This window comes from Pelagimonas phthalicica (assembly GCF_004364805.1).
GTDB lineage: Bacteria > Pseudomonadota > Alphaproteobacteria > Rhodobacterales > Rhodobacteraceae > Pelagimonas > Pelagimonas phthalicica.
Genome location: NZ_SOAP01000001.1, coordinates 758,954 through 783,216, shown reverse-complemented (window position 1 = coordinate 783,216; position 24,263 = coordinate 758,954). Strand labels below are relative to the sequence as shown.

Here is a 24,263-nt window from a genome sequence, read left to right as displayed (position 1 = left end):
TTGGAACGCAGAAAGTCAACAAAGGAGCTGGCTATGTTCAATATTCTCGCAAATTCCATGCTGCTTGCATCGCGTCAAAACTTACATAAGTTTCATCTGGAGCACCCGCAGACACCCGTGCATCTTGCCGACCTTGATCTGGCACCGCATCGCTGGCGGTCAACTCGGGGGAGCGTGAAATAGAAAATGCGCCGATACCCTAGGAAACGCGCGAACAGGACAGGGCATCGGCGCAATACGCCTCGGCACTGGGGCCGGGGTGTTTTATGACATGGGGGGAGGTCCCCAAGTCTTTCTGAGGACAGTTTGCCAAAACGAATCTCGGGCTTCCTTGATTTGTATCAAGCCGAGCTGCGTCGCGCGTTACATTCTTCGCTTTCCGGGCACGAAGTCATTGGGCATTTGCCGCTCACTCTCAGGGAGGGCACGCCGTTATTGGTGACCACCTGGTTGCGGCCATTGTGCTTGGCCGCATAAAGCGCCAGATCCGCACATTTCAGCCAGTCATTTTCGGTTTTGAACCCCTTGGCCGCAGGGGAAACACCAAAGCTCGCGCTGGTGTCAAAGCCCAATGCCAAAGAGGCGATGGCCTCTCGCAGGGATTCGGCCAAATCGACGGCAAATTGCGTGTCACACTGCTCTAGAATAACCGCAAATTCCTCACCGCCGATCCGATAGAGCTGTAGGTCCCGCCCCAGTTTCTCTTGCACCGCCTGCGCAATAGAGCGCAGCACAACATCCCCGCGATCATGGCCAAACCGATCATTGATCGATTTGAAATGGTCGATATCGAACAGGATTAGTTGCGCAGATGATGGCGACAGTCTGGTCTTGGCAAAGGCCATGTTCAGCGTCTTGCGAAAAGCGCGATTGGTGCCCGCGCCGGTCAACCAATCCTGCTGCGCTTCGCGGGTCAGCGCCTGATAACTCATTTCAAGCGATAATTCCTGCGCAATCCAGGCCCCGCAGAGCTTCAGCACGTCAAAATCCGCCTTGCCAAAGGCGGGCCTGGCCGCGGGTCCGGAAAAGCCCAATGTGCCGAAACGTTCACCATCGACGGTCAGCGGCAAGCCGATATAGGCCTGCAATCCGGTTTTGTCACCGACGGCGCGGGTCTGCGCATCGGAGTTTTCGTCAATCTGGTGCACCGCATGGGGCGCGCCGGTTTCCAGGGTTTGATGGCAAAAGGTTTCGTCGAGGCAAAACTGTGTCGTGGGCGGAATATCCGCATGGGCGCAATTGGAAAACAACACCGTGAACTTGTCGTCGCGAATGAGGCTGACCAGGGCAATGGGCAAGCCAAAAAAGCGTCGGCCCAGGGCAAGGATGGCGTCGATTTTCTCGGACCCGGTCAGAGATTGAGACGAGGAAATCCGATATAGGTCTGACAGCGCCTCGTTCACACGATAGCTGGCAGTCTTGTCGCGCAGAATGGCGGCAAAGCCGATCAACTGACCCTCGGCATCCTTGACCGGCCAACTGGTGGTTTCGGCAAAGATCTTGGACCCGTCCTTGTGACGGTATTCTGCGGTGTAGCACCGTCTGTCGAGATCGCGTTTGGGAATGGCCCGCTTGCCCCCGATGTGATCGAAGTCTTGTCTGTTGGCGTAAAGCGACCGGGTGCTGGTGCCTTGAACTGTGCTCAGATCATATCCCAGCAGGTTTTCGAAATGGGCGTTGCACCAGATAACGCGCCGCGCCAGATCCGTCAGGATCACCGGCTCGGGGAATTGGTCAAAGGCATCGACAAAAGCCCTTGGCGCGCAGGGGCTAGGTGCGGTCAAATGTGTGTCTGTTACTGTCATAGGCAAAGGGGCAGATTTGGCTTTGATCAAATTTGACTGAAAGTCTTTACAAAGCGTTAACATTGCCCTCTGACACAAAAAAAGGGCCTCTCACATTGCTGTGAGAGGCCCGATTCTCTGGTTTCAAGCGCTGATTATTCGGAGGCTTCGCCGCCGCCCAGACCATGCACATAGGCCGATACGGCGCGGATTTCCGCTTCGCTCAACCGGTCGTTCCAGGATGGCATGACGCCAAACCGGGCATTGGTCACAGTTTCGAGGATGTCCTCATAGCTGTCACCAAACAGCGTGATCGCGTCGGTCAGGTTCGGAGCACCCTGGCTGCGGTCACCGGTCCCGTCCTCTGCGTGGCAGGAGGAGCAGTTATCGGCAAAGACCTCAGCACCGGCCTCAGCAGCAGCGGCATCCGCAGGCGTATTGCCACCCAGTTGCATCACATAGTTTGCAACCTGGACAATTTCCTCTTTCTCCAGCAGCTCGTCGCGGCCAAAGGCGGGCATTTCCGAATAGCGCGCATCGTCGCTTGTTTCGTTACGCACGCCATGGCTGACCGTGTGGTGGATATCCTCGATGGAGCCCCCCCAGAGCCAGTCATCATCCAGCAGCGTAGGATAGCCAATGGCCCCTTTGCCGTTGGTCTGGTGACACTGGACACACCAGGTGTTGAACACGGCTTTACCAGCATTGTTGGCATAGGTGCTCAGCTCGGAGTCATCTGCAATCGCGGTCAACTCGGCCGCAGCCAGCTTGGCGTTGATTGCCGAGTTGGCCTCACTCACACGGTCGATTTCCGCTGCAACCTCACCACGGGTCGAATAACCCAGCAAGCCAGGGGTGGCTTCGCTGATCATCGGCCAGGCAGGGTAGGCGATCGAATAACCGATACCCCAGACGATGGTGGCGTAGAAGGTCCAGACCCACCATTTCGGGAGCGGCTTGTTGTATTCGTGAATACCGTCCCAGACATGGCCTGTTGTCTCATAGTCGAGATCGTCGTTTTTCTTGTCACTCATTGTTCCTCGCCTCCTTAATCCGCGGCGGGTTTGTCGTCACCCCGAAGGGGGGCAGGACGATCATCATGGCGGAACGGGATATTGGCCGTGTCGTCATGAATGGCGCGGCTGCCTGGGCGAAACGCCCAGAGACCGATGCCGATGAAGATCGAGAACATCACCAAAAGCGCCCAGCTATCGGCAAGTTCGCGCAGGAAAGAATAGGTTTCCATATCCGTTCTCCTTAGCGGCTTGCGTCAGGCGTGAAGGTCGAGAAGTCGACCAGGGTGCCCAGCATTTGCAGGTAAGCGACCAACGCGTCCGCCTCAGAGACACCAGCGCGGGCGTCAAAGTTGCGTACATTGACCTTGTCACCATAGCGTTCCAGCAGACCGTCATAATCGCTGTCCGGATCCGCCTGCGCGGCAAAGTCTGCCTGAGCGTTGTCGATCATCTCTTGGGTGTAAGGGACACCCACCAGACGATGTGTTGCCATCAGCTCGCCAACATATTTGCCGTCGATCATCTTGGCCTCGAGGAAGCCGTATTTCGGCATCACCGATTCCGGAACAACCGATTGCGGATCGCGCAGGTGGTCGATCTGCCACTCATCCGAGTAACGACCGCCCACACGGGCCAGGTCAGGACCTGTCCGCTTGGAGCCCCACTGGAACGGGTGGTCATACTGGCTCTCTGCAGCCAGAGAGTAGTGACCGTAACGTTCCACCTCGTCGCGCATCGGGCGGATCATCTGCGAATGGCAGACATAGCAGCCTTCGCGGATATAGACTTCGCGCCCGGTGAGCTCGAGAGGGGTGTAGGGACGCATGCCCTCTACATCCTCGATGGTGTTTTCGAGGTAGAAGAGCGGTACGATCTGCACCAGGCCCCCGATGGTCACCACAAGGAAGGCAAAGATTGCCAAAAGGGTGACGTTTTTCTCAAGGACTGCGTGTTTGTCGAGAATTGCCATCTATCCGGTCCTCCTTATTCGGCCGGGGTGGCATGCGCATTGGCGGCTTCGGCATCGACTGCCGGGGCTGCTTTTGCGGTCATCCACAAGTTATAGACCATGATCACGGCACCAGCGACGAACATCACACCACCCAAAGCGCGGACGATATACATCGGCAGTTTCGCACCTACGGTGTCTGCAAAGCTCCAGACCAGGAAGCCATTGGCGTCAACTTCGCGCCACATCAAACCTTCCATGATACCGGTGACCCACATCGAGGCGGCGTAAAGAACGATGCCGATGGTGGCGAGCCAGAAGTGCCAGGAGACCAGTTGCAACGAATAGAGACGTTCGCGGTTCCACAGCTTCGGTACCAGGTAGTACAGCGCACCAAAGGTGATCATGCCGTTCCAACCCAGCGCACCAGAGTGCACGTGGCCAATGGTCCAGTCAGTATAGTGGCTCAGGCTGTTCACGGCGCGGATCGACATCATCGGACCCTCGAATGTGGACATGCCGTAGAAACCGATCGAGATCACCATCATGCGGATAACCGGGTCGGTGCGCAGCTTGTCCCAGGCACCGGACAGGGTCATCAGACCGTTGATCATACCACCCCAGGACGGCATCCACAGGATGACCGAGAACACCATGCCAAGGGTCGAGGCCCAGTCAGGCAGCGCGGTGTAATGCAGGTGGTGAGGACCAGCCCAGATATACAGGAAGATCAGCGCCCAGAAGTGGATGATCGACAGTTTGTAGCTGAAAACAGGGCGTTCGGCCTGCTTTGGCACAAAGTAATACATCATCCCCAGGAAGCCCGCGGTCAGGAAGAAGCCCACAGCGTTGTGGCCATACCACCACTGGGTCATCGCGTCTTGTACGCCCGAGAAGACCTGAACCGATTTGGAGCCCCAGATCGAGACCGGGATGCTGAGGTTGTTGAACACGTGCAGCATTGCGACGGTCAGGATGAAGGACAGGAAGAACCAGTTTGCCACGTAGATATGCGGCTCTTTGCGTTTGACGATGGTGCCCACAAAGATCGCCAGATAGGCGAGCCAGACAATGGTCAGCCACAGGTCAACATACCATTCAGGTTCTGCATATTCCTTGGATTGCGTGCCACCCAGCAGGTAACCGGTTGCCGCCAGCACGATAAACAGCTGGTAGCCCCAGAATACGAACCAGGCCATGTTGCCGCCCCAGAGGCGCGCGGCGCTGGTGCGCTGGACAATATAGAAAGAGGTCGCAATCAAAGCGTTTCCGCCAAAGGCAAAAATCACCGCGCTGGTATGCAGCGGGCGCAGGCGGCCAAAGTTTGCATATCCCTGCGCCCAATCAAAGTTCAGCACGGGGAAAGCAAGTTGGAAGGCGATGAAAGTCCCCGCGGCAAAGCCGATCACACCCCAGAAGGCTGTGGCAATCACACCGGCGCGGATCACATCGTCCATATATTCGTTCTGTGGTGTTGCCACCACGGGTTCATCGGTGCGGCGCAGAGTCCAGATAAACATCCCGGCCGCAACAGCCAGAATGATGATCGCATGGACCTGATAAGCCACATCTCGTGCATAGGAGGCGGCGATCATCGCAAAGATCGCAACCAGTCCAAGCACGATCAGCTTGAGATAGTTGATCATAATTCGTCCCTTCGTCTGACCCGCACGATTCGCAAAGCCGTGCGAGCGGTTATTAGACCGGCTTGGTTTTGGACGTTTCGGGAAATGAGGGCATTGATCTGCATCAATAGATCTGCGGCTTGACCTTGACGAGGGTCAAGGTGCGACCATCCGCGCCGGTCTAGCGTGGGGTGAGTTAGGAACAGGAGGGGATAATGGCCTTCAAATCAGTATTTACAGTCGTCACTGACCCGGCGCTGGCAGAAACGACCCTGGACCATGCCGCTGCTGTGGCAACCGGATGTGATGCGCATCTTGATGTCATGTGCTTTGGCGTCGATCGCACGCAAACCGGCTATTACTATGCCGGGGCCAATGCGATGGTGCTGCAGGAAACCCTGACCCGCGCAAGCGGCGAAGCAACCGCGTTGGGCGCGCAGGCGCGCGAGCGTTTGGCCAGGACCGAGGCCCGTTGGGGGGTCGAAGACGGGGTGGCGCAATTGGTCGATATCGGCCGTCACGTGGCAGCGCGCGCGCGGTTCAGCGATCTGGTCGTCTTGCCCAAACCCTATGGCACCGGTCGCGGGGTTGAGCTGGAACCGGTTCTGGAGGGGGCCCTGTTCGAGGGGCAGGTGCCGGTTCTGGTGGTGCCCGAAGAGGTCGAGCCGCCGAAATCTCCCGAACGCATTGTCATTGGCTGGAATGAAAGCAGCGAGGCCTTGCGCGCTGTGCGCGCGGCGATGCCGTTTCTGGTTCAGGCGGATGCGGTGCATGTGGTTGTGATCGATCCTCCGCAGCACGGGCCGAACCGTTCCGATCCCGGTGGGATGCTGTCGCAATACCTGGCGCGGCACGGCGTGAAGGCCGAGATTGATGTGCTGTCCAAGACCCTGCCCCGGGTGGCGGATGTCATGCAGCGCCATGTGCGCGATGTGAATGCGGATATGGTGGTGATGGGGGCCTATGGCCATTCGCGCTTCCGTGAAGCCATTCTGGGCGGTGCGACCCGCAACATGCTGGAACAGACCGAAGTCACCACATTGATGGCGCATTGATTTTGCGAGATGTGGGGGACGCTTGTGCTCAGGGTAAACCCTGATCACATCGCCCCACCCACCATCCCGCAGGACGGTGTTCTGTTAGGGCAGGGTGATCGTTCCACTGCTGACCGGCACGGCTGATCCCGAGATGTAAACGGCCTGAAGCGCGCCATCTTTGGTGATGGCGCGAAAGCCGATCTCGCTCGGGCGGTCCATTTCCACACCTTGGCGCAGGGTGAGGGCGGTTTCGCCCTCTGCTAGCGCGCCATTTGCCAGCAATTGCGCCGCCAGAATGGCGCTGGCCGATCCGGTGGCCGGATCCTCGGGGATGCCGGCCGTGGGTGAGAACATGCGCGCCTGATAGCCACCATCGACAGCGGTATAGACATAGGCATTGTCCACCGCGCCCGCTGCAATCGCCGTGCTCCATGCCGGTTCGATAGGCCGCGCCTGTGCCAAAGCGTCGAGATCGCGCACCGGCACATACATGAACCGCGGGCCCCCTTCGAACACACCGGGGGCATGGCCGCTCATGCCGATCTGATCCTCGGACAAATCCAGAGCCGCTGCCAAGTGCCCGGCCTCGGGCGCGCGGCCCTCGCTGGCGGCAAAAGGCACAACCGGTGCCTGGAATTCCGCCTGTACATGGCCCGCCTGACGCCAGACACGCACCGGTACCAGCCCCGCCTGTTCCTCTAGCGTGATCTTGGTCTCGAAATCCCCCTCTGGCGCGGTTTCCAAGGCGAGATGGATGGCGCAGCCAATGGTGGGATGCCCGGCAAAGGGGATCTCGGCTGTGGGAAAGAAAATCCGCACCTTGGCGCTATGGGCCGGGTCATCCGGTGTTTGCACAAAGATGGTCTCGGAAAGGTTGAACTCGCGCGCGATGGTCTGCATCGCCTCTGTGCTCATCCCATCCGCCCCGCGCACAATCGCCAGCGGGTTGCCAGTGAACCGTTCGGTGGTGAACACATCGCAGGTCGCAAAGGGCAGTTGCTCAGGCAAAAACGCCCCCATCCGCGTCATCCCCGGCCTCATCCATCAACCGAGACATATCCGGAATGGTCACGTGACGCTTGCCCTCAAGCACGATCACCCCGTCCCGTTTCAACGCCGAAATCTGGCGGCTCACGGTTTCCAGCGTCAAGCCAAGGTAGTCCGCCATCGCCTCGCGGGTCAGTGGCAGGTCAAAGACCAGCGGTCCATCGGTTGTGGACAGGTGCAGCGTGGCATTGCGCCGCGCGATGATCGACAAAAGCGAAGCGATCTTTTCCCGCGCTGTTTTGCGGCCCAGAACCAGCATCCATTCCCGCGCCGCATCCAGCTCGTCCAGAGTCATTTCCAACAGGCGCTGGGCGATATGCGGGGTCTTGACCATCAGGTCCTCAAACGGGGCCTTGCGAAAGCAGCACATGACCAGATCGGTGGTCGCCACCACGTCATAGGCTGCCGCGCCCCGGCCCGGACGGCCGACAAAATCCGATGGCAACAAAAGGCCCACCATCTGGGTGCGTCCGTCTTCCATGGTCTGGGTCAGTGTTGCGATGCCAGAAACGACAGAGCCGACAAAATCCATACGGTCACCGGACCAGATAATGGTCTGCCCGGCTTCGAACTTGCGATAATACTTAATCTCTTCAAGCTGTTGAAGCTCATCATCTTCGCAGCGCGCACAAACGGCGCGGTGCTTGATCGGGCAGTCTTCACATTCCTGCAGAACTGCGAGGCTTCGTTTATTCACCATTGGCATGGTCCCATATTGATCTGGGTCAAGGTCGCGCTCCCCCAACATCCATAACTCTACGCCCATGGTGGACAGAACACAACTTGCACGTTTAGGTCTCTTTGACGCAAAAGTGCCCCGATATACCTCTTACCCAACTGCCCCGCATTTCGCCGGTGGCGTCGGGCCTGATACATTCACGAACTGGATCGAATCTGTTCCAGAATATGGGGAGGTATCGCTCTATTTGCATGTTCCCTTTTGCCGCAGGCTGTGCTGGTTCTGCGCCTGCCGGACACAAGGCACCTCGACGCTTTCACCGGTTGAGGCCTATGTTGGCACGCTGATTGACGAGCTCAAGATGCTGCGCAAACACCTGCCCAGGGGCGTCAAGCTGTCGCGCCTGCATTGGGGTGGTGGAACGCCGACGCTCTTGTCGCCAGACATGATGACCCGGCTGATCGCGGCCATTCGTGAAACGGCGGATTTTGCCGATAATGCCGAATTTTCGGTCGAGATTGATCCGAATGAGATCGACGAGGACCGGCTCAAGGCGCTGGCCGCGGGCGGGATGAATCGCGCCTCGATCGGGGTGCAGGATTTTGACGAGCAGATCCAGGAGACCATTGGCCGCCCGCAAGGGTTTGAACTGACTAAACAGGCGGTCGAAATGATCCGCGCCACCGGGGTGGCCAGCCTGAATGCCGACATCCTCTTTGGTTTGCCGCACCAGACTAAGGCCAAGATCACCGAAACCGTGCAAAAGCTGCTCAGCTTTTCGCCGGACCGCGTGGCGCTGTATGGTTATGCGCATGTGCCTTGGATGGCCAAGCGCCAGCAGTTGATCCCGTCAGACGCATTGCCGACGCCCGATGAACGGCTGGCCCTGTTCGAAACCGCGCGCCGCTTGTTCATGTGGGACAGCTATCAGGAAATCGGCATCGACCATTTTGCCACCAAATCCGATGGTCTGGCGATTGCTCAGAAAACCGGGCGGTTGCGGCGGAATTTCCAGGGTTATACCGATGATACGGCTGATGTATTGATCGGGCTTGGGGCCTCTTCGATCTCGAAATTCCCGCAAGGGTTTGCCCAGAATGCGCCGTCAACCTCGGCCCATACCGGCAAGATCCGCGAGGGCAGTTTTTCCACCTCGCGCGGTCATGCCTTTAGCGAAGAGGACAAGCTGCGCGCGCGTCTGATCGAGGCCATCATGTGCGATTTCGCCATTGATGCGCAGGAGATCACCCGCGATTTCGGCACCCCTCAGGGGGAACTGATGGATATGTTTCGGGCCGCCAATGCGCAGTTTGAGAACATTCTGCGCGTTGATGAGACCGGGTTGTTCATCCCGAAAGAGGCGCGTCCGCTGACCCGCCTGATTGCCCGCAGTTTCGACGCCTATGACCTGTCCAAGGCGGGGCATAGCTCGGCGATTTAGGGGCGGGACGTTTTCAACGCGAAACGGCGCTCACTCAGCGGTCTCAAACCCGCCAAGCCACTTCTTGAGCAGCGTATTTAGCTGCTCTCGCTCTTCGCCCGTCAGCGCGCTGATCATCTGCGCCTGATTGGCGACATGCGCGCTCACCGCTTGTTCGATCACGTCAAAGCCGTGATCCGTCAGTTGCACCAGAAAGCCGCGCCCGTCATTCGGGTCGGGGTTGCGGGTGATCAAGCCGGCCTGTTCCAGGCGATCCAGCCGGTTGGTCATGGTGCCCGAGGTCACCATGGTCTGGGCCAGCAACGCTTTGGGCGTCAACGCATAGGGCGCGCCCGCGCGGCGCAGTGTCGCCAGCACGTCAAAACTGGCATTGTTCAACCCGTGTTTCGCAAACAGCGCTGCATGACCCACATGCAGATGCTGTGACAGGCGCGCCATGCGCCCGATGGGCCCCATGGGCCCCACATCCAGATCCGGGCGGGCGGCATTCCATTGCGCGGTGATTTTGTCGACATGGTCCATGATCCGTATGTGAAAAGAAACAAGCTTGACGTCAAGCTTTTTGCACCTATCTTCACGTCAAGATATAAATCTCGACATCAAGGTATTTGCCATGTCCCGCCAAACCGACCTTTTCCTCACCGCCCTGGCCCCCATCATCTGGGGGTCGTCCTATATCGTCTCGACCGAGGCCTTGCCGGGCTTTGACCCGTTCTGGGTCGGCTTTTTGCGCGCGCTTCCGGCGGGGGTGCTTTTGCTGGTCATCACACGGCAATTTCCCGAACGGGCCTGGTGGGGGCGGGTGATCATTCTAGGCGGGTTGAACTTTGCCATCTTCTGGGGCGCGTTGTTCGTGGCCGCCTATCGCCTGCCCGGCGGGGTCGCGGCGACCTTGGGCGCGGTTCAGCCGCTCTTGGTTTTGGTACTGGCGCATCTCTTGCTGGGGGCCGAGCTGCGACTGGCCGCGATCCTGGCCGCCCTGGCCGGGATCGGCGGTGTCGCCTTGTTGATCCTTGGACCGGATGCGCAACTGGACGCCATCGGGCTATTGGCCGCATTAATCGGCGCAGGCTCCATGGCGCTTGGCACCGTGCTGTCGCGCCGCTGGCAACCGCCGGTGCCGCCGCTGACCTTTGCCGCCTGGCAATTGAGTGCCGGAGGGCTCCTGCTGCTGCCCATGGCCTGGATCAGTCGCCCGGAACTGCCCCAGATTGACGGCACAGCCCTGCTTGGCTTGATCTGGCTCAGCGTGATCGGCGCGGCTCTGACCTATGTGCTGTTCTTTCGTGGTCTCGCCCGGCTTGGCCCGGCGACGATCTCAAGCCTCGGCTTCCTCAGCCCGCTTAGCGCGGTTCTGCTGGGCTGGATCATCCTGAACCAAGCGCTGAGCCCGGTTCAAATAACCGGTGCCGCCATTATCCTCGCCTCAATCTGGGCGGCACAGCGGGCGGCAAACACGCCGCCCCGCCCGGTCCTAAACAGCAAGATCGAAAGCCGCGTGTAACAGCGCCTTGGTGTATTCATTCTGCGGTGCATCAAAGATCTGGTCCGAGGTCCCGACTTCGACCACATCCCCCTGTTTCATCACCATGACCTTGTGGCTCATGGCGCGCACAACCTTCAGGTCATGGCTGATGAACAGATAGGCCAGATCATATTTGCGCTGCAAATCGCGCAGCAGATCGACAATCTGCACCTGCACGGTCTTGTCCAGCGCCGAGGTCGGCTCATCCAGAACCACCAGACGCGGGCGCAGCACCATGGCGCGGGCAATGGCAATCCGCTGCCTTTGACCGCCGGAAAACTCATGCGGATAGCGGTGCATAGTGTCCGGGTCCAGCCCGACCTCCTCCATCACCTCGCGCACCATATCATGATGCGACAGGCCTTCGGGCGCGCCATGCACACCCAGCCCCTCGGCAATGATCTGTTCACATGTCATCCGCGGCGACAGAGAGCCAAAGGGATCCTGAAACACAATCTGAATTTCCGATCGCAAGCGGCGCAATTCGCGCACCGACCAACTGCGCACATCCTCACCGCGATAGGTGATGCCGCCCTGCGATTGGATCAGCCGCATGATGGCCAGCGCCAGCGTCGTCTTGCCCGAACCGGATTCTCCCACAATACCCAAGGTCTCCCCCGCGCGCAGAGAGATCGAGGCGTCATTCACCGCCTTCACATAGCCCGTGGTGCGTTTGAACAGCCCGGTCTGGATCGGGAACCAGATCTTGAGGTTTTCCGTGCTGGCGATTTCCTCGGCATTCTCGGCCACAGGTTCCGGCCCGCCGGTGCTTTCTGCCGACAGCAGCATCTGCGTATAGGGGTGCTGCGGGTTATCAAACAGCGCTTTGGTAGGGCCTTGCTCGACAATCTCGCCACTTTTCATCACACAGACGCGATCAGCAATTTTGCGCACGATGCCAAGATCATGGGTGATAAACAGCAGGCTCATATCCTCGGATTCTTTCAGCTCGGCCAACAGATCAAGGATTTGCGCCTGAATGGTCACATCCAGCGCCGTAGTGGGTTCATCCGCGATCAGCAGATCGGGTTTGTTGGCCAGCGCCATGGCGATCATGACGCGCTGGCGTTGCCCGCCAGACAGCTGGTGCGGATACGAGCCGAGCCGTTTTTCCGGGTCGCGAATGCCAACCTTGTGCAGCAGTTCCAGAATGCGGTCGCGCGCCTTGGCTCCGCTCAACCCCTGATGCAGGGTGATGCTTTCGGCCAGCTGTTTTTCCAGCGTGTGCAGCGGGTTGAGCGAGGTCATCGGCTCTTGGAAGATAAAGCTGATATCGTTGCCGCGCACGTCATGCAGCAGCTTCTTATCAGCCCCGATCATCTCTTGCCCTTCATAGAGGACCGAGCCTTCGACATGGGCGCTGTCGCCCAGCAGCGACACGGTGGACAGGGCCGAAACGGATTTGCCCGACCCGGATTCGCCGACCAGCGCCAGGGTCTCACCCTTGGCAATCTGAAACGACACGCCCTTGACGGCGACATTGGTCTTGCCGTCCTGGGTAAAGCTCACCTTCAGGTTTTTGACATCGAGAAGGGTCATGAGAATGTTTTCCTCGGGTCAAAGGCATCGCGCACGCCTTCAAAGATGAAGACCAGCAGGGACAGCATCACAGCAAAGACGGTAAAGGCGGTAAAGGCCAGCCAGGGGGCTTGCAGGTTCTGTTTGGCTTGCAGCGTCATCTCGCCCAGCGACGGGGCAGAGGAGGGCAGGCCAAAGCCCAGGAAATCAAGCCCGGCCAGGGTCGAGATAGTGCCGGTCACGATAAAGGGCATAAAGGTCAGGGTGGCAACCATGGCATTGGGCAGCATGTGGCGGAACATGATGGTCCAGTTGCTCACCCCCAAAGCGCGGGCGGCGCGGACATATTCCAGGTTGCGGGCGCGTAGGAATTCGGCGCGCACCACGCCCACAAGGCCCATCCAGCCAAACAGGATCATCAACACCACGAGCAGCCAGAAACTTCGCCCCAGGATCGCGAACAAGATGATGATCACGTAAAGCTGCGGGGTCGAGGCCCAGATCTCGATCACCCGTTGGAAAATCAGATCCAGCCAGCCGCCGAAATAGCCCTGCAAGGCCCCGGCAATCACCCCGATGATCGAGCTTGAGATCGTGACCAGCAGGGTGAAAAGGATCGACAGGCGGAAGCCATAGATCACCCGCGCGACCACATCGCGCTTGGTGTCATCCGTGCCCAGCCAGTTCTGGCTATTGGGGGGTAGGGGGGCGGCACCGGGGCGATCAACCGAGGTGTTAAAGCTGTAGGGGATGAGCGGCCAGATCATCCAGCCTTCGCTAAACTCTTCGCCCAGCTCGGCCCCTTGGCCAGATTTCACCTGTTCGATCAGCCCGTCCGGATCATCAAGGCAATCCTCAATCCCACCGGTATAGATCAGGCATTTGACTTCGACATCGCGATAGGCGGCTTCGGATCGGAATTCACCGCCATAATCGGTTTCGGCATAGAAACTGAAGATCGGCATGCGATATTCGCCGCGGTAATTCACCAGGATCGGGCGGTCATTGGCGATGAATTCGGCAAATAGCGACAGGCCAAAGATCACCGCAAAGATCCACAGCGACCAGAAGGCGCGGCGGTTCTTTTTGAAGTTGCTCCAGCGGCGCTGGTTCAGCGGGGACAGTTTGAACATGGCTCAGCCCTCCCGCTTTTCAAAATCGATGCGCGGATCGACAAAGACATACATCATGTCCGACAGAATCCCGATCAACAGCCCGATCAGCGAGCTGATGAACAGCGTGCCAAAGATCACCGGATAATCGCGTTCAACCGCCGCTTCAAAGCCCAGCCGCCCCAGCCCATCCAGCGAGAAAATCGTCTCGATGATGATCGAGCCGCCAAAGAACACGCCGATAAACACGCCCGGCAACCCGGCAATCACGATCAGCATGGCATTGCGGAACACATGCCCATAAAGCACCCGCCCCTCGGACAACCCCTTGGCCCGCGCCGTCATCACATATTGCTTTTTGATCTCATCGAGAAAGCTGTTCTTGGTCAGCAAGGTCAGCGTCGCAAAGGCGGCGATGGTCGAGGCAAAGACCGGCAGCGCGATATGCCAGAGATAGTCATAGATCTTGCCAAACAGCGTCAGCTCATCGAAATTCTCCGAGGTCAGGCCACGCAGCGGGAAAATCTGCCAATAGGACCCGCCCGCAAACAGCACCAGCAGCAGGATCGCGAAGAGAAAACCGGGAATAGCATAGGCGACAATGATCGTGGCCGAGGTCCAGGTGTCAAAGGGCGTCCCGTCGCGCACCGCCTTGCGGATACCCAGCGGGATCGACACGATATAGGCGATCAGTGTCGACCATAGCCCCAGCGAAATTGACACCGGCATCTTCTCTAGCACCAGATCAATCACCGAAATCGACCTGAAATAGCTCTCGCCAAAATCAAGCCGCATATAGTTCCACAACATGTTCAGGAATCGCTCAAGCGGCGGCTTGTCAAAGCCGAACTGCGCCTCAAGCTCCTTGATATATTCCTCGGGCAGGCCGCGCCGACCCACGCCTTCGTCATTGGAACCGGCAACCTCATTGCCGCCCCCCGCGATCCCGGCAAAGGCATCGCCTTCGCCCTCAATCTCGGCCAGGATTTGTTCGATGGGCCCGCCCGGCACAAATTGCACCAGGGCGAAGTTGATGATCATGATCCCAAGCAGCGTTGGTATGATCAAAAGCACACGTCGGAGAAGATAGGCCGCCATGGCGCGTTACAGTGCCCCTGCATCGCGCAAACGCTGCGCCTTGTCTTCGTCCCACCACCAGATCGAGGTCTGACCAATGGACAGGGGCGGCGGCGTGTCTGTGTAGGGGCGGCCATAGACATCGAGATAGGCGATGTTATGTGACCCCTTGTACCATTGCGGCACCCAGATATGCATGGCGCGCAGCACACGGTCCAGCGCACGCACGGCAACATCCAGCTCTTCGCGGCTCTTGGCGTTGGCAATGATGTCGATCAGCTTATCGATCCCCTCATTGTTGAGGCCGGCCATGTTATATCCGCCTACGGTATCAACGGTGGCCGAGCCAAAGAGCTGCTCCAGCTCGTCACCCGGCGTATTGGACATGACAAAACGCTGCGTGACCATGTCGTAATCATAGTTCTTTTCGCGTTCCTTGGCTTCTGCCGCATCGACCCGGTTATGCACCGCTGCCACGCCCAGACGCTTCAGGTTTTCCACATAGGGGTTGATGATCCGGTCATATCCCGGCACGTCATTCAGGATCTCAAGCGTCAGTTGCTGACCATCCTTATAGCGCAGCCCGTCATCGCCAACTTCCCAGCCCGCCTCATCCAGCAGCTTGCCTGCGCGGCGCAGCGCGCGGCGATCCGCCAGATCGATGGATTTGGACACAGCCGGGGTAAAGGCCTCTTCGGTGAACACTTCTTCGGGGAAGTATTCGCGCAATGGTTCCAAAATCGCCAGCTCTTCGGCGGGGGGCATCCCCGAGGCCTGAAGGGTCGGAGAATTCTCCCAGAAGCTGTCGGTGCGGCCATAAAGCCCATAGAACAGCGATTCATTGGACCATTCAAAGTTGAAGGCCATGCCAAGCGCCTCGCGCACCCTTGGGTCCTGGAATTTGTCGCGGCGCATGTTGAACCAGAAGCCCTGCGTGCCCGTCGGGCGGCCATCCGGCAGGGTTTCCTTGATCATGTAGCCATCGTTCAGCGCCGGGAAATCATAGGCGGTTGCCCAGGTTTTGGACGTGTATTCTTCGCGATAGGTATAGGCCCCGGCCTTGAACGCCTCAAAGGCGGAGAGGTAATCGCCGAAATACTCATATTTCAGAACGTCAAAATTCAGCGTCCCGACATTGACCGGCAAATCCTTGGCCCAGTAATCATTGCGGCGCTTATAGGACACGGACCGGCCCGGATCGACTTTGTCCAGCAGATAGGGGCCAGACCCGATGGGTGGCTCTAGCGTGCTTTCGGCGAAATCGACGGTCTCGTAATAGGCCTTGGAGAAGATCGGCAGCCCGCCAGCGGTCATCAGCAATTCGCGCAAGGCCCCGTCGGGTTTGAAGGTGAACTTGACCGTGTAATCATCAATCGCCTCAGCGCCGATGATATCCTTGAACAGGGATTTGTAGCGCGGCTGGCCCTTTTCCAGCAGCACATCATAGGAAAAAACCACGTCATGGGCGGTTAGTTGAGACCCGTCGCTAAACTTTGCCTCAGGGCGCATGTGGAAAATCACCCATTCGCGGTTTTCCGGGTATTCCAACGTATGCGCCACCAGACCATACATCGCGTCCGGCTCTTCCAGATTGCCCGTCAGCAGCGTGTCAAAGAACAGGCTGGACCCGGCCGCGGCATTGCCCTTGATGATATAAGGGCTGAGACTGTCAAAGGTGCCAAAGGCCCAGCTGGAATATTCACCGCCCTTGGGGGCCTCGGGGTTCACATAGTCGAAATGCGGAAAATCCGCATCATATTTCAGCTCGCCAAAGGTCGACACCCCATGCGCCTTGATCACCTCTTGCTCGGCCAAGGTCCCGGTTGCCAGCACCGCCAATCCCAGCGCCAGCAAGGCCCCGGTTGCGATGGGTTTCACGTCAAAGGCGACGGATCGTGCGCGGGCAGGGGCTTGGGAAGCAGGTCGGGTAAAGGGGCGGGCTGCGGCTTTGGGTCTCAGCATGGGATCTCCCTGATAGGTCCTGTGAGGCGGTGCATATAACTAATCTTCATTTTAGTTAATTTATAGCTAAGGGCAGGTGCGGTGCAGTTTCAAGTTGAGATTCCGTGATGTTACGGGAATCGCGCACTAGTTGCGCCAGGTTTGTGCAAGAGTTGCGCCGGCAGTCGCGCATAAAAAAACCGCGCCCCAGCGGGACGCGGCCTGATTCTCTCGCGATTTGGGCTTAGTTGCCCAGGGTGCTCAGATAAGCAATCACATCTGCGCGATCTTCCGGCTTGGAGAAGCCTTTGAACTTCATGCCGTTGCCAGGTGCGTAGGTTTTTGGGTTTTCCAAGAAGCCAAACAGGTGCTCAGGCGTCCAGTTGTCCACCACTTCGTTCAAAGCACCCGAGTAGCCCGAGAAGCCAGCCGCCGTGCCAACCGGACGGTTCACAACGCCAAACAGGTATGGCCCTGTGCCGTTCGCGCCATCGTCAACCTTGTGGCAAGAGCCGCATTTCTTCTTGAAGGTGGTCGCGCCCTTGCCAGCGTCACCCGCCGCCAGAACCGCCGCCACGTCGATTTCCACGACTTCTTCATCCGCCGCCGCATCGTCGCTGCCTGTATCGATGATATAGGCCGCCTGCGCGTGGTCCCCATGGCCACCGCCGGTGTGATACAGCTCTTCGGCAACCCATTTGCCGAGAAGGAAGACCAGCAGGGATCCGCAGACGCCGCCTACAACTTTGGTCATGGTCATTGTGTCAAACATGAGGTGCCCTGTTCGCTATTCGCATTCGCTATTCGTCGGGCGCGTGTCTATTGCTTCCCTTCGCCCATGGCAAGGTGTAGAAGGCGCGACCAAACGCCCGCCCACCGGGCCACTGCGTCCAAACTGACAGGAAACCGCCCCATGACCCAGCGTATCGCCTTCCAAGGAGAGCTCGGCGCCTATTCTCACGAGGCCTGCCGCGATGCCCGCCCCGATATGGAGCCCGTGCCCTGTCAGACCTTCGAAGACGTCATTACGGCGGTGAAATCCGGCAAGGCCGACCTCGCCATGCTGCCGGTGGAAAACACCACCTATGGCCGCGTTGCTGACATCCACCGCATGTTGCCCGAAAGCGGGCTGCGCATCATCGACGAAGCCTTTGTCCGTGTCCATATCTCCCTCATGGCCATGCCCGGCGTGCAGATCGAAGACCTCGAGCTCGTGCGCGCCCATCCCGTGCTGATTCCCCAGGCCGAATCCTTCCTCTCCCGCTATGGCATCAAGGGTGAATCCGCCCCCGACAGCGCCGGCGCCGCCGCCGAGATCGCCGCCAACAAAGAGATGAAAATCGGGGCGCTCGCCTCTGACCTCGCCGCTGAGATCAACGGGCTGCACATTCTCGCCCGCCATATCGAGGATCACGCCCACAACACCACCCGCTTCCTGATCATGTCCCCCGAGGCCGACGCCTCGCGCCGCGGCACCCATGGCATGATGACCACCTTCGTCTTTCAGGTCCGCAACCTGCCCTCGGCGCTTTACAAAGCCATGGGCGGTTTCGCCACCAATGGCGTCAACATGACCAAGCTCGAAAGCTACATGGTCGGCGGCTCTTTTACAGCGACCCAGTTCTACGCCGATATCGAAGGCCACCCCGACGACCTAGGCGTGCAACGCGCCATGGAAGAACTCGACTATTTTACGGACATGGTCGAGGTGCTGGGGACATACCCTCGGGATCCGCGACGGGATTGAGGGGGACGCCTATACACCGCATCTGGTAGAAATATGAGTTTTGCAGAGGAAATACAATGCTCGGTCCGCCATTTAAGGCAACCTGCCGCGGCTAAGCCAACGCGAAAATCAGTCGCCCAATACGGCCAGAAAGAAAGAAGAAAACGGCCGCAGTCAAGCGGCCGCCCTCCGCCTTCAAATGAAGGAAAAGCCGACCACGACGAGCGTTAATGCGATCACAACGACTGCACCGACAGCGACATTACCGCTAGCATTTGCTTCGAAGTGCTTTCCAATTTTGATGAGGAGTTTGTTTTCTTGGCTGTTCATGCCGAGTCTCCTCAACCCAAAGTGTCCAATTGCTGCTGCATCACATGCAGCCGCACCGTTTTGAACAAATTAGCCCAATGATTGCGGTTTTTACCCAGCGAGTCGGGAGCGTTGCCAATGTCACGAATGGCCTGTTTGGTTTCCGAAACCAACTCGGGCGCAAGCTCACGCCAAGAAGCCAACACATTTTCAAAACCGCCAAGCCACTCGACGGTGCCTGTCTCAGGGTTAACAACTACAAAGTTCCTGAAAGCACCCAGAATGGGAAATGCTGCACCCTTGGTCAGACGTTGGTCATGATCGTCCAGTTTTGCATAGCGAAATTGGTAGCGACCTTTGCTAGGAGGAGCCTTTTCAACAATACGCAAGTTCCCTGCCCGGCCACCGACCGTTTCATTGTAAACCCGCAGGAAGTCGCGCCGGATGTGATCGTAAAGAACCAGTGCATCGAGAAGCAGCGGCTCGAAAGCAACATACTTCCGCTTTGACGGGTCAACGCGGTTATCTTCGTAGTCATCTCCGAACTTCTTGAGAGGAGTAGACCACTTCTCATACGCCGCAATGGGGTGCTTCGAGTCGCGGACTGGAAAATCCGTGATGTTCATCAGTTCGAGCACGGACACCAATTCGCGGACGTCGATGTCCTTCTTGTCCGACTCCTTGAAGCCAATGTCGCCTGCCCAGTCTTGATCCTTCACGATCTCTTTGAGGCTTTCGAAAGCCCCATCAAGTTCAAAGATCGAACGGGGCTGTACTGAAATCCCAGTGTTTTGCCCTCTTGCAATGTCCACGCGGAGCGTGTGGTTTTCTCCACCTTCCAGCCCGGTGATGATTTTGACTTCGACGTGCTGGCCTTCGGCGATCGAGTCATCCTCTTGGCAGTCGTAGATAATCTGGGTGGTGTGACCACCATTGGCGATGCCGTAGTCATCGTCTATCATTACATCGAAGATCCGTTTGTCGATCACTTCAATATCTTCTGCAATAATAGTTATGCCAAGGTTCAGCAAATCGAAGGTGCCTGGGAGCGCTTCTTTGCCTTCAAGGCTTGCTTTGACATCCTTGTAAACCTGCCTATTCATGCCAACGGGATCACGCAGGTTCGCTCCAGTCGGAACGTCCTTGGGAAACAGGCGTGCAGGAACCAAAAAAGTGTGCTTAACAATTTTAGGGAGGGTTGGGTGTTTGACGCTACGCGCCTCGGACACCTCAAACCGATACGGTTTGATAGCCATCTTTGAGTACTCCATGGGTCACGAGGGACCGATGTTGCGGGGCGCGATGACCCCGGTAGGCAGGATTGCCTGACCCGTTTATAGGGAAAAAAGTTAGTTAAAGCAATGATGGGATTTTTTAATTACAGCATGTGGCCTTTTTAAGAAAACGAGCAAAAAGTTTTGAAACTCTAAGTGCGATGAATTCGGGTAAAGCAGTCGTTCTATTTTTGTGCAGCAAAAGCCTAGTTTCCGCCCCATCTTCTGAATGTAACAACGGAGTCGTTCGTAAGACAAATAGCCAAATTAGTCCTGTAGCACTCGAAATCACCTTAACCACCCCTAACCCAAATTAACCCACTTTCTGCCAAGCAAAACCAGCGCAGGGGGCAATCTCTCCTGAATTCAGGTAGAATCGGACAGATTGGGTGGGGGGCTTGATCAGGGGCCCCGGATTGGGGGCGAAAGGGCAGGGGGCAATCTCTCCCAAACGCGCGGTGTTTTGTACGGATTGCCCCGTTGCCCAATCAGCGCTCGCCCCGTTACCGGGCAGCGGGCGCTGCGTTAATTTGGCTTCAGAAGATGAAATCGCCCGCCTCAAGATCGGCGATATTCACCCCGGTCAGGCGGATGGAATTGCCGCCGCCGGTGTCGATCACCACATCCGCGCCGACCTGCGTCGCCGCGCCCGATGTGGCCGATCCGAGGTTCAGGTCATTGACGTTGGAGATCGCGGAAACGCCTGATAAATCAATCTGTTCCAGGTTGGTGTTCGTGTCGAAATCCTGGATCGTATCCGCGCCATGCCCGTCTTCAAAGACAAAGGTATCGGCGTTGAAATCCCCGCGCATGACGTCATTGCCCGCGCCGCCAATGATCGTATCAAAGCCCGAGCCGCCATAGATCGAGTCATTGCCACCTCCGGCTGAAATGGAGTCATTTCCAGAGCCACCGAAAAAGCGATCATTGCCGTTTCCGGCAATCATTGTGTCATTGCCGCCTTCGCCAAAGAATCCATTATTATCAAGGGTATCTTCAAGGCGGTCATCGCCGTCACCACCAAACATCCGATCCAGCCCCTGACCACCATAGAGCGAGTCATTGCCTGCATCTCCATAGAGGTTATCCGCCTGGTGGCCGCCTATAAGCACATCCTCACCCGTGCCTCCTGACAGATAATCAAAGCCCGCATCGCCATAAAGCGTGTCATTCCCGGCCTCACCCCAGAGCCCGTCAACGGATTCACCAAAATTGGACCCGGCGCGGATGATGTCATTGCCATCACCGCCCCAAACCCGGTCGGCCTCGCTCCCGGCATCCAGGCTGTCATTGCCCTCACCGCCCAGCAAATGATCCGTGCCCTGACCGCCGATCAGGGTGTCATCACCAGCTCCGCCGTAGAGGCGATCAGCGTGTTGCTCACCATCGATCCAGTCGTCACCCTCGCCCCCTTCAATCGTGTCAAAGCCGTATCCACCCAGCAGCGTGTCATCCCCACCGCCACCGATAATCGTGTCATTGCCACTCGCTCCGTAGACACTGTCATTGCCGCCCCGGCCCACCAGCAGATCCGCTCCGGCGGTAATTTTGGTCATTTCGATGCGAATGAGGCTGTAATCTTCGATCGTGTCGAAGGGAACATTGAGGTCAACCCCGTCAGGGTTCGTAGGGTTGGTGTCGATCAGGTCTACTTCCGCACCTGTAATCACCGTGCCATCGGTAAACTCGACATGCGGGAATTTCCCAGCTCCTTCGGGGTTTTTGTCCGCAGTATGCAACTGGGTCATCGTCACAAAGTAACTCGCGCCGTCATCGATAAAGTTGGCAAAGTCGAGCGAAAATTGGCCGTTTTGGATCAGGTTGCCCGCGCGCTCGGACGCAAAGGCGACCAGACGGTTGCTGTTCCCAAATCCATGGACGTCGAAATTTGTCGACGTGCCGCCAATGCTGACTGCGCCGGTGTCAAAATCAAAGATCGGGGCCAGATCGTAGAGGCTTTCAGACATCATGGCAAAGGCCGTTCCGACAATGGACAGGTGATGCGTGTGCTCACCATCGACGATTGTGTCCGGGTTTGTCAGTGCCGTCCCTACAGTGGAATTGTTGTGGACCAATGGCCACACTTGGGCGCCGGTTATGCCATGTTCGAGCATTTCAAACATAAGCTCAACCAAACCCTGGGCATTTGGTAGCCCGGTATTGTCTGGGTGGTTGTGCCCGTCACCATCGGCCTCCATGTTCCATTCTGTCACATAGGTTTGCAACTCGTCCAAGCCTGCGCCTCTAACTAGTTCTTCCTGCCATTCTGCCAATCTTTCGAAGACGGCATCTGTATGGTTCCCGTTGACATCAATGCTGTCGATTCCGGAATCAACATACATGTGGGTGGTTATGCCATCGATGGCGTTCGCTGCTGTCAGACCCGGGATTACCGAAGAAACCGTGCTGTTGAAGATCGCAATCTTGGCAAGGTTTTGACCCTGATGACCAAAGTGTTGGTCATTTCCAACCAAGGGATCCAAACCCTCATCCCAGTCCCAATCAACCTGAGTCAAGCCAGGTGCGCTTTCAGCATAAACGGTCAAGTTGGGGTCATTCTCATCCACCCAGAAAGTTGAGCCGCCTGCGTTGCTTGGTTGTCCGCCAATGCGACCAATATGGGATTCGACAAGAATTTCAGGCTGTTCGAGCTCAGGATGTTCTGCGAATAACTCAACGATGGCCAAGGCCACCTGCGATGCCAGCAGCGCATATTCGATACTTGTCATGGGGGGCATCGCCCAATTGGACTCGTTGCCGATTTCAAAGGAGTGCAGTTCTACGCCTGCTGCGGCGGCTGCAATGGCAGCATCCAGTGCATATTGGGCAACCATTTCGACAAAGTCTGGATTGACCTCGCGATTTGTAATTCCGTAACCTTCTGTGCCATTGGAGTCGTCAATCAATAGCAGGTGTTGGCCCGCAGTGGTGGTAAATGCATCATCGTAATTCATGCCCAGGACGTAATTAATCTGGATGTTGCTCCCGTAGTCGGCATTCATCGACGCGACCGTCTGATAGAACATGTCTTGTCCGATTAGGTTGGGACCGCCGTCAACCGGAGTAGGGTTTGGGTTTGCGTAATCGACTTCGTTGGCGTTGCCACCGGGATAGCGAAGAATCGTCACTCCAAGGTCATCGACCAGGTCATATGCCATATGGTCGACTTGAATATCACTAAAGGTTTCACTGCCGGGTGAAACCCATTGGTCGTAACGATTGGAGACAACATTGCCACCAAAGTGCTCGGCGGTTGCTGCGGTAGCATCATTATACGATGATTGATCGGTAACTAGCATGGTTCGGCTTTCTAATAGGACACAAATTCAACTTATGCGGTGGTTTTACACTTTTAGATGGATATTGTTTTTGCCGCACAGATAAAAGGTGCATTTGACCTGCTGGAATAGTTGACTGTTTGAGGGTGTGTTCGCTGGTCAGGAACTGCCCAATTGTGATTGCGTGTCCGCAAGGCCGCCGGTTGGGTCACTAAACGGGTTTGATTACAAAACTGGATTTGGTTGCCAAGCTTGACCCACAACAAAAGAAACGCTGAGGATGGTGGTATTTCCTGAAGGTATGTAGCGTTGGTGCCGCGACCCTATTCGTCGCGCACCGCTTTGGCCTGTTTTGCCGCCGCCCGCATATTGCGTGCGAACAGGGTCACATCGATATCGGTTGCGACAAAGGTAGCTCCAAGGTCCAGGCAAGCGCGTTGCGTCTCTTGGTCAAGCGTCAGAATACCGGCGGCCTTACCTACCGCGACAATGCGCTTGATGGCGTCCAGAACTGCGGCTTTGACCTCGGGGTGGCCCGCTTGGCCGATATGGCCCATATCCGCGGCCAGATCTGACGGTCCAAAAAAGACACCGTCCACATCGGTGGCCAGAATATCGTCCAGGGCGGCCATTCCGGCGCGGTTTTCGACCTGCACGAGCAGGCAGATTTGTTCGTCTGCTGTGGTCAGGTAATCGGGGATTGCCGAAAATTCCGACGCGCGGGCAAGGGCGGATCCAACGCCGCGCACGCCCCGGGGCGGATAGGTCACGGCTGCAACCAGATCCTTGGCCTGTGCTCCGCTTTCGACAATGGAGACCAGAATGCTTTGCACCCCGGCACCCAGACCTGTTTCTTCTATCCCACCATTGCGGAAGGTCAACGCGCCAAAGCTTTGGGGTCAACGGCTGCTCGGATATTGGTCTG

At 57.5% G+C, this 24,263-nt stretch carries 21 protein-coding genes; 4 read left to right on the top strand and 17 right to left on the bottom strand.

Annotation, left to right across the window (positions count from 1 at the left end):
* Nucleotides 1-341 precede the first annotated feature (341 nt).
* From CLV87_RS03825 to ccoN, 5 genes are all read right to left on the bottom strand, one after another.
* A complete protein-coding gene (locus CLV87_RS03825; protein ID WP_176556018.1) occupies nucleotides 342-1,784 on the bottom strand; it encodes a sensor domain-containing diguanylate cyclase in 1,443 nt (480 codons plus the stop codon).
* Nucleotides 1,785-1,939: 155 nt separating this feature from the next.
* Complete coding sequence (ccoP, locus tag CLV87_RS03820) at nucleotides 1,940-2,818, bottom strand: cytochrome-c oxidase, cbb3-type subunit III (protein ID WP_099243362.1); 879 nt, start codon at nucleotides 2,816-2,818, stop codon at nucleotides 1,940-1,942.
* Between the two features lie 14 nt (nucleotides 2,819-2,832).
* On the bottom strand, nucleotides 2,833-3,030 hold the full coding sequence (locus CLV87_RS03815) for a cbb3-type cytochrome c oxidase subunit 3 (RefSeq protein ID WP_099243363.1): 198 nt from the start codon (nucleotides 3,028-3,030) through the stop codon (nucleotides 2,833-2,835).
* Between the two features lie 11 nt (nucleotides 3,031-3,041).
* Complete coding sequence (gene ccoO, locus CLV87_RS03810) at nucleotides 3,042-3,770, bottom strand: cytochrome-c oxidase, cbb3-type subunit II (protein ID WP_099243364.1); 729 nt, start codon at nucleotides 3,768-3,770, stop codon at nucleotides 3,042-3,044.
* Between the two features lie 14 nt (nucleotides 3,771-3,784).
* A complete protein-coding gene (gene ccoN, locus CLV87_RS03805) occupies nucleotides 3,785-5,395 on the bottom strand; it encodes a cytochrome-c oxidase, cbb3-type subunit I (RefSeq protein ID WP_099243365.1) in 1,611 nt (536 codons plus the stop codon).
* 194 nt (nucleotides 5,396-5,589) lie between these two features.
* Here ccoN and CLV87_RS03800 point away from each other — a divergent pair, with 194 nt between their 5' ends.
* Nucleotides 5,590-6,429 (top strand): universal stress protein, encoded by an 840-nt coding sequence (locus CLV87_RS03800; RefSeq protein WP_099243366.1) that lies wholly within the window; start codon nucleotides 5,590-5,592, stop codon nucleotides 6,427-6,429.
* Nucleotides 6,430-6,513: 84 nt separating this feature from the next.
* On the opposite strand, the gene CLV87_RS03795 is transcribed toward CLV87_RS03800, so the two are convergent.
* Together CLV87_RS03795 and fnrL are read right to left on the bottom strand one after the other, a co-directional pair.
* Nucleotides 6,514-7,440: a PhzF family phenazine biosynthesis protein gene (locus CLV87_RS03795; RefSeq protein ID WP_235871831.1), complete on the bottom strand. Its 927-nt coding sequence runs from the start codon at nucleotides 7,438-7,440 to the stop codon at nucleotides 6,514-6,516.
* Complete coding sequence (gene fnrL, locus CLV87_RS03790) at nucleotides 7,412-8,158, bottom strand: transcriptional regulator FnrL (protein WP_099244810.1); 747 nt, start codon at nucleotides 8,156-8,158, stop codon at nucleotides 7,412-7,414. Before fnrL ends, CLV87_RS03795 begins: the two co-directional genes overlap by 29 nt.
* Before the next feature lie 64 nt (nucleotides 8,159-8,222).
* On the opposite strand from fnrL, the gene hemN reads away from it, so the two are divergent.
* Entirely contained in the window at nucleotides 8,223-9,578 is a 1,356-nt protein-coding gene (hemN, locus tag CLV87_RS03785; RefSeq protein WP_099243368.1) for an oxygen-independent coproporphyrinogen III oxidase, read from the top strand.
* 30 nt (nucleotides 9,579-9,608) lie between these two features.
* Here the strand turns inward: hemN and CLV87_RS03780 are convergent, their stop codons facing one another.
* Nucleotides 9,609-10,100: a MarR family winged helix-turn-helix transcriptional regulator gene (locus CLV87_RS03780; RefSeq protein ID WP_099243369.1), complete on the bottom strand. Its 492-nt coding sequence runs from the start codon at nucleotides 10,098-10,100 to the stop codon at nucleotides 9,609-9,611.
* 91 nt (nucleotides 10,101-10,191) lie between these two features.
* Here CLV87_RS03780 and CLV87_RS03775 point away from each other — a divergent pair, with 91 nt between their 5' ends.
* A complete protein-coding gene (locus CLV87_RS03775; RefSeq protein WP_099243370.1) occupies nucleotides 10,192-11,082 on the top strand; it encodes an EamA family transporter in 891 nt (296 codons plus the stop codon).
* On the opposite strand, the gene CLV87_RS03770 is transcribed toward CLV87_RS03775, so the two are convergent.
* The 5 genes from CLV87_RS03770 to CLV87_RS03750 form a co-directional block, all read right to left on the bottom strand.
* Nucleotides 11,053-12,642, bottom strand: a complete 1,590-nt coding sequence (locus tag CLV87_RS03770; protein WP_099243371.1) for an ABC transporter ATP-binding protein — start codon at nucleotides 12,640-12,642, stop codon at nucleotides 11,053-11,055. The two genes, CLV87_RS03775 and CLV87_RS03770, sit on opposite strands and share 30 nt — an antisense overlap.
* Entirely contained in the window at nucleotides 12,639-13,754 is a 1,116-nt protein-coding gene (locus CLV87_RS03765; RefSeq protein ID WP_099243372.1) for an ABC transporter permease, read from the bottom strand. Before CLV87_RS03765 ends, CLV87_RS03770 begins: the two co-directional genes overlap by 4 nt.
* A 3-nt stretch (nucleotides 13,755-13,757) precedes the next feature.
* A complete protein-coding gene (locus CLV87_RS03760; RefSeq protein WP_099243373.1) occupies nucleotides 13,758-14,831 on the bottom strand; it encodes a microcin C ABC transporter permease YejB in 1,074 nt (357 codons plus the stop codon).
* A 6-nt stretch (nucleotides 14,832-14,837) separates the two neighbouring features.
* Nucleotides 14,838-16,772 (bottom strand): extracellular solute-binding protein, encoded by a 1,935-nt coding sequence (locus tag CLV87_RS03755; RefSeq protein WP_099243374.1) that lies wholly within the window; start codon nucleotides 16,770-16,772, stop codon nucleotides 14,838-14,840.
* A gap of 223 nt (nucleotides 16,773-16,995) precedes the next feature.
* On the bottom strand, nucleotides 16,996-17,523 hold the full coding sequence (locus CLV87_RS03750) for a c-type cytochrome (protein WP_099243375.1): 528 nt from the start codon (nucleotides 17,521-17,523) through the stop codon (nucleotides 16,996-16,998).
* A gap of 141 nt (nucleotides 17,524-17,664) precedes the next feature.
* On the opposite strand from CLV87_RS03750, the gene CLV87_RS03745 reads away from it, so the two are divergent.
* Nucleotides 17,665-18,498, top strand: coding sequence for a prephenate dehydratase (locus CLV87_RS03745; RefSeq protein WP_099243376.1), 834 nt, complete (start codon nucleotides 17,665-17,667; stop codon nucleotides 18,496-18,498).
* Nucleotides 18,499-18,672: 174 nt separating this feature from the next.
* On the opposite strand, the gene CLV87_RS24255 is transcribed toward CLV87_RS03745, so the two are convergent.
* The 4 genes from CLV87_RS24255 to CLV87_RS03730 all read right to left on the bottom strand — a co-directional run bounded on the left by CLV87_RS24255 (nucleotide 18,673) and on the right by CLV87_RS03730 (nucleotide 24,219).
* On the bottom strand, nucleotides 18,673-18,807 hold the full coding sequence (locus tag CLV87_RS24255; RefSeq protein WP_255301719.1) for a hypothetical protein: 135 nt from the start codon (nucleotides 18,805-18,807) through the stop codon (nucleotides 18,673-18,675).
* Between the two features lie 11 nt (nucleotides 18,808-18,818).
* On the bottom strand, nucleotides 18,819-20,042 hold the full coding sequence (locus CLV87_RS03740) for an AIPR family protein (RefSeq protein ID WP_166652662.1): 1,224 nt from the start codon (nucleotides 20,040-20,042) through the stop codon (nucleotides 18,819-18,821).
* A 554-nt stretch (nucleotides 20,043-20,596) separates the two neighbouring features.
* Nucleotides 20,597-23,359 carry a calcium-binding protein gene (locus tag CLV87_RS03735; protein ID WP_099243378.1) on the bottom strand — a complete coding sequence of 921 codons (2,763 nt, stop codon included), beginning with the start codon at nucleotides 23,357-23,359 and terminating at the stop codon, nucleotides 20,597-20,599.
* Nucleotides 23,360-23,661: 302 nt separating this feature from the next.
* A complete protein-coding gene (locus CLV87_RS03730) occupies nucleotides 23,662-24,219 on the bottom strand; it encodes an aldolase/citrate lyase family protein (protein WP_099243379.1) in 558 nt (185 codons plus the stop codon).
* Nucleotides 24,220-24,263 lie beyond the last annotated feature (44 nt).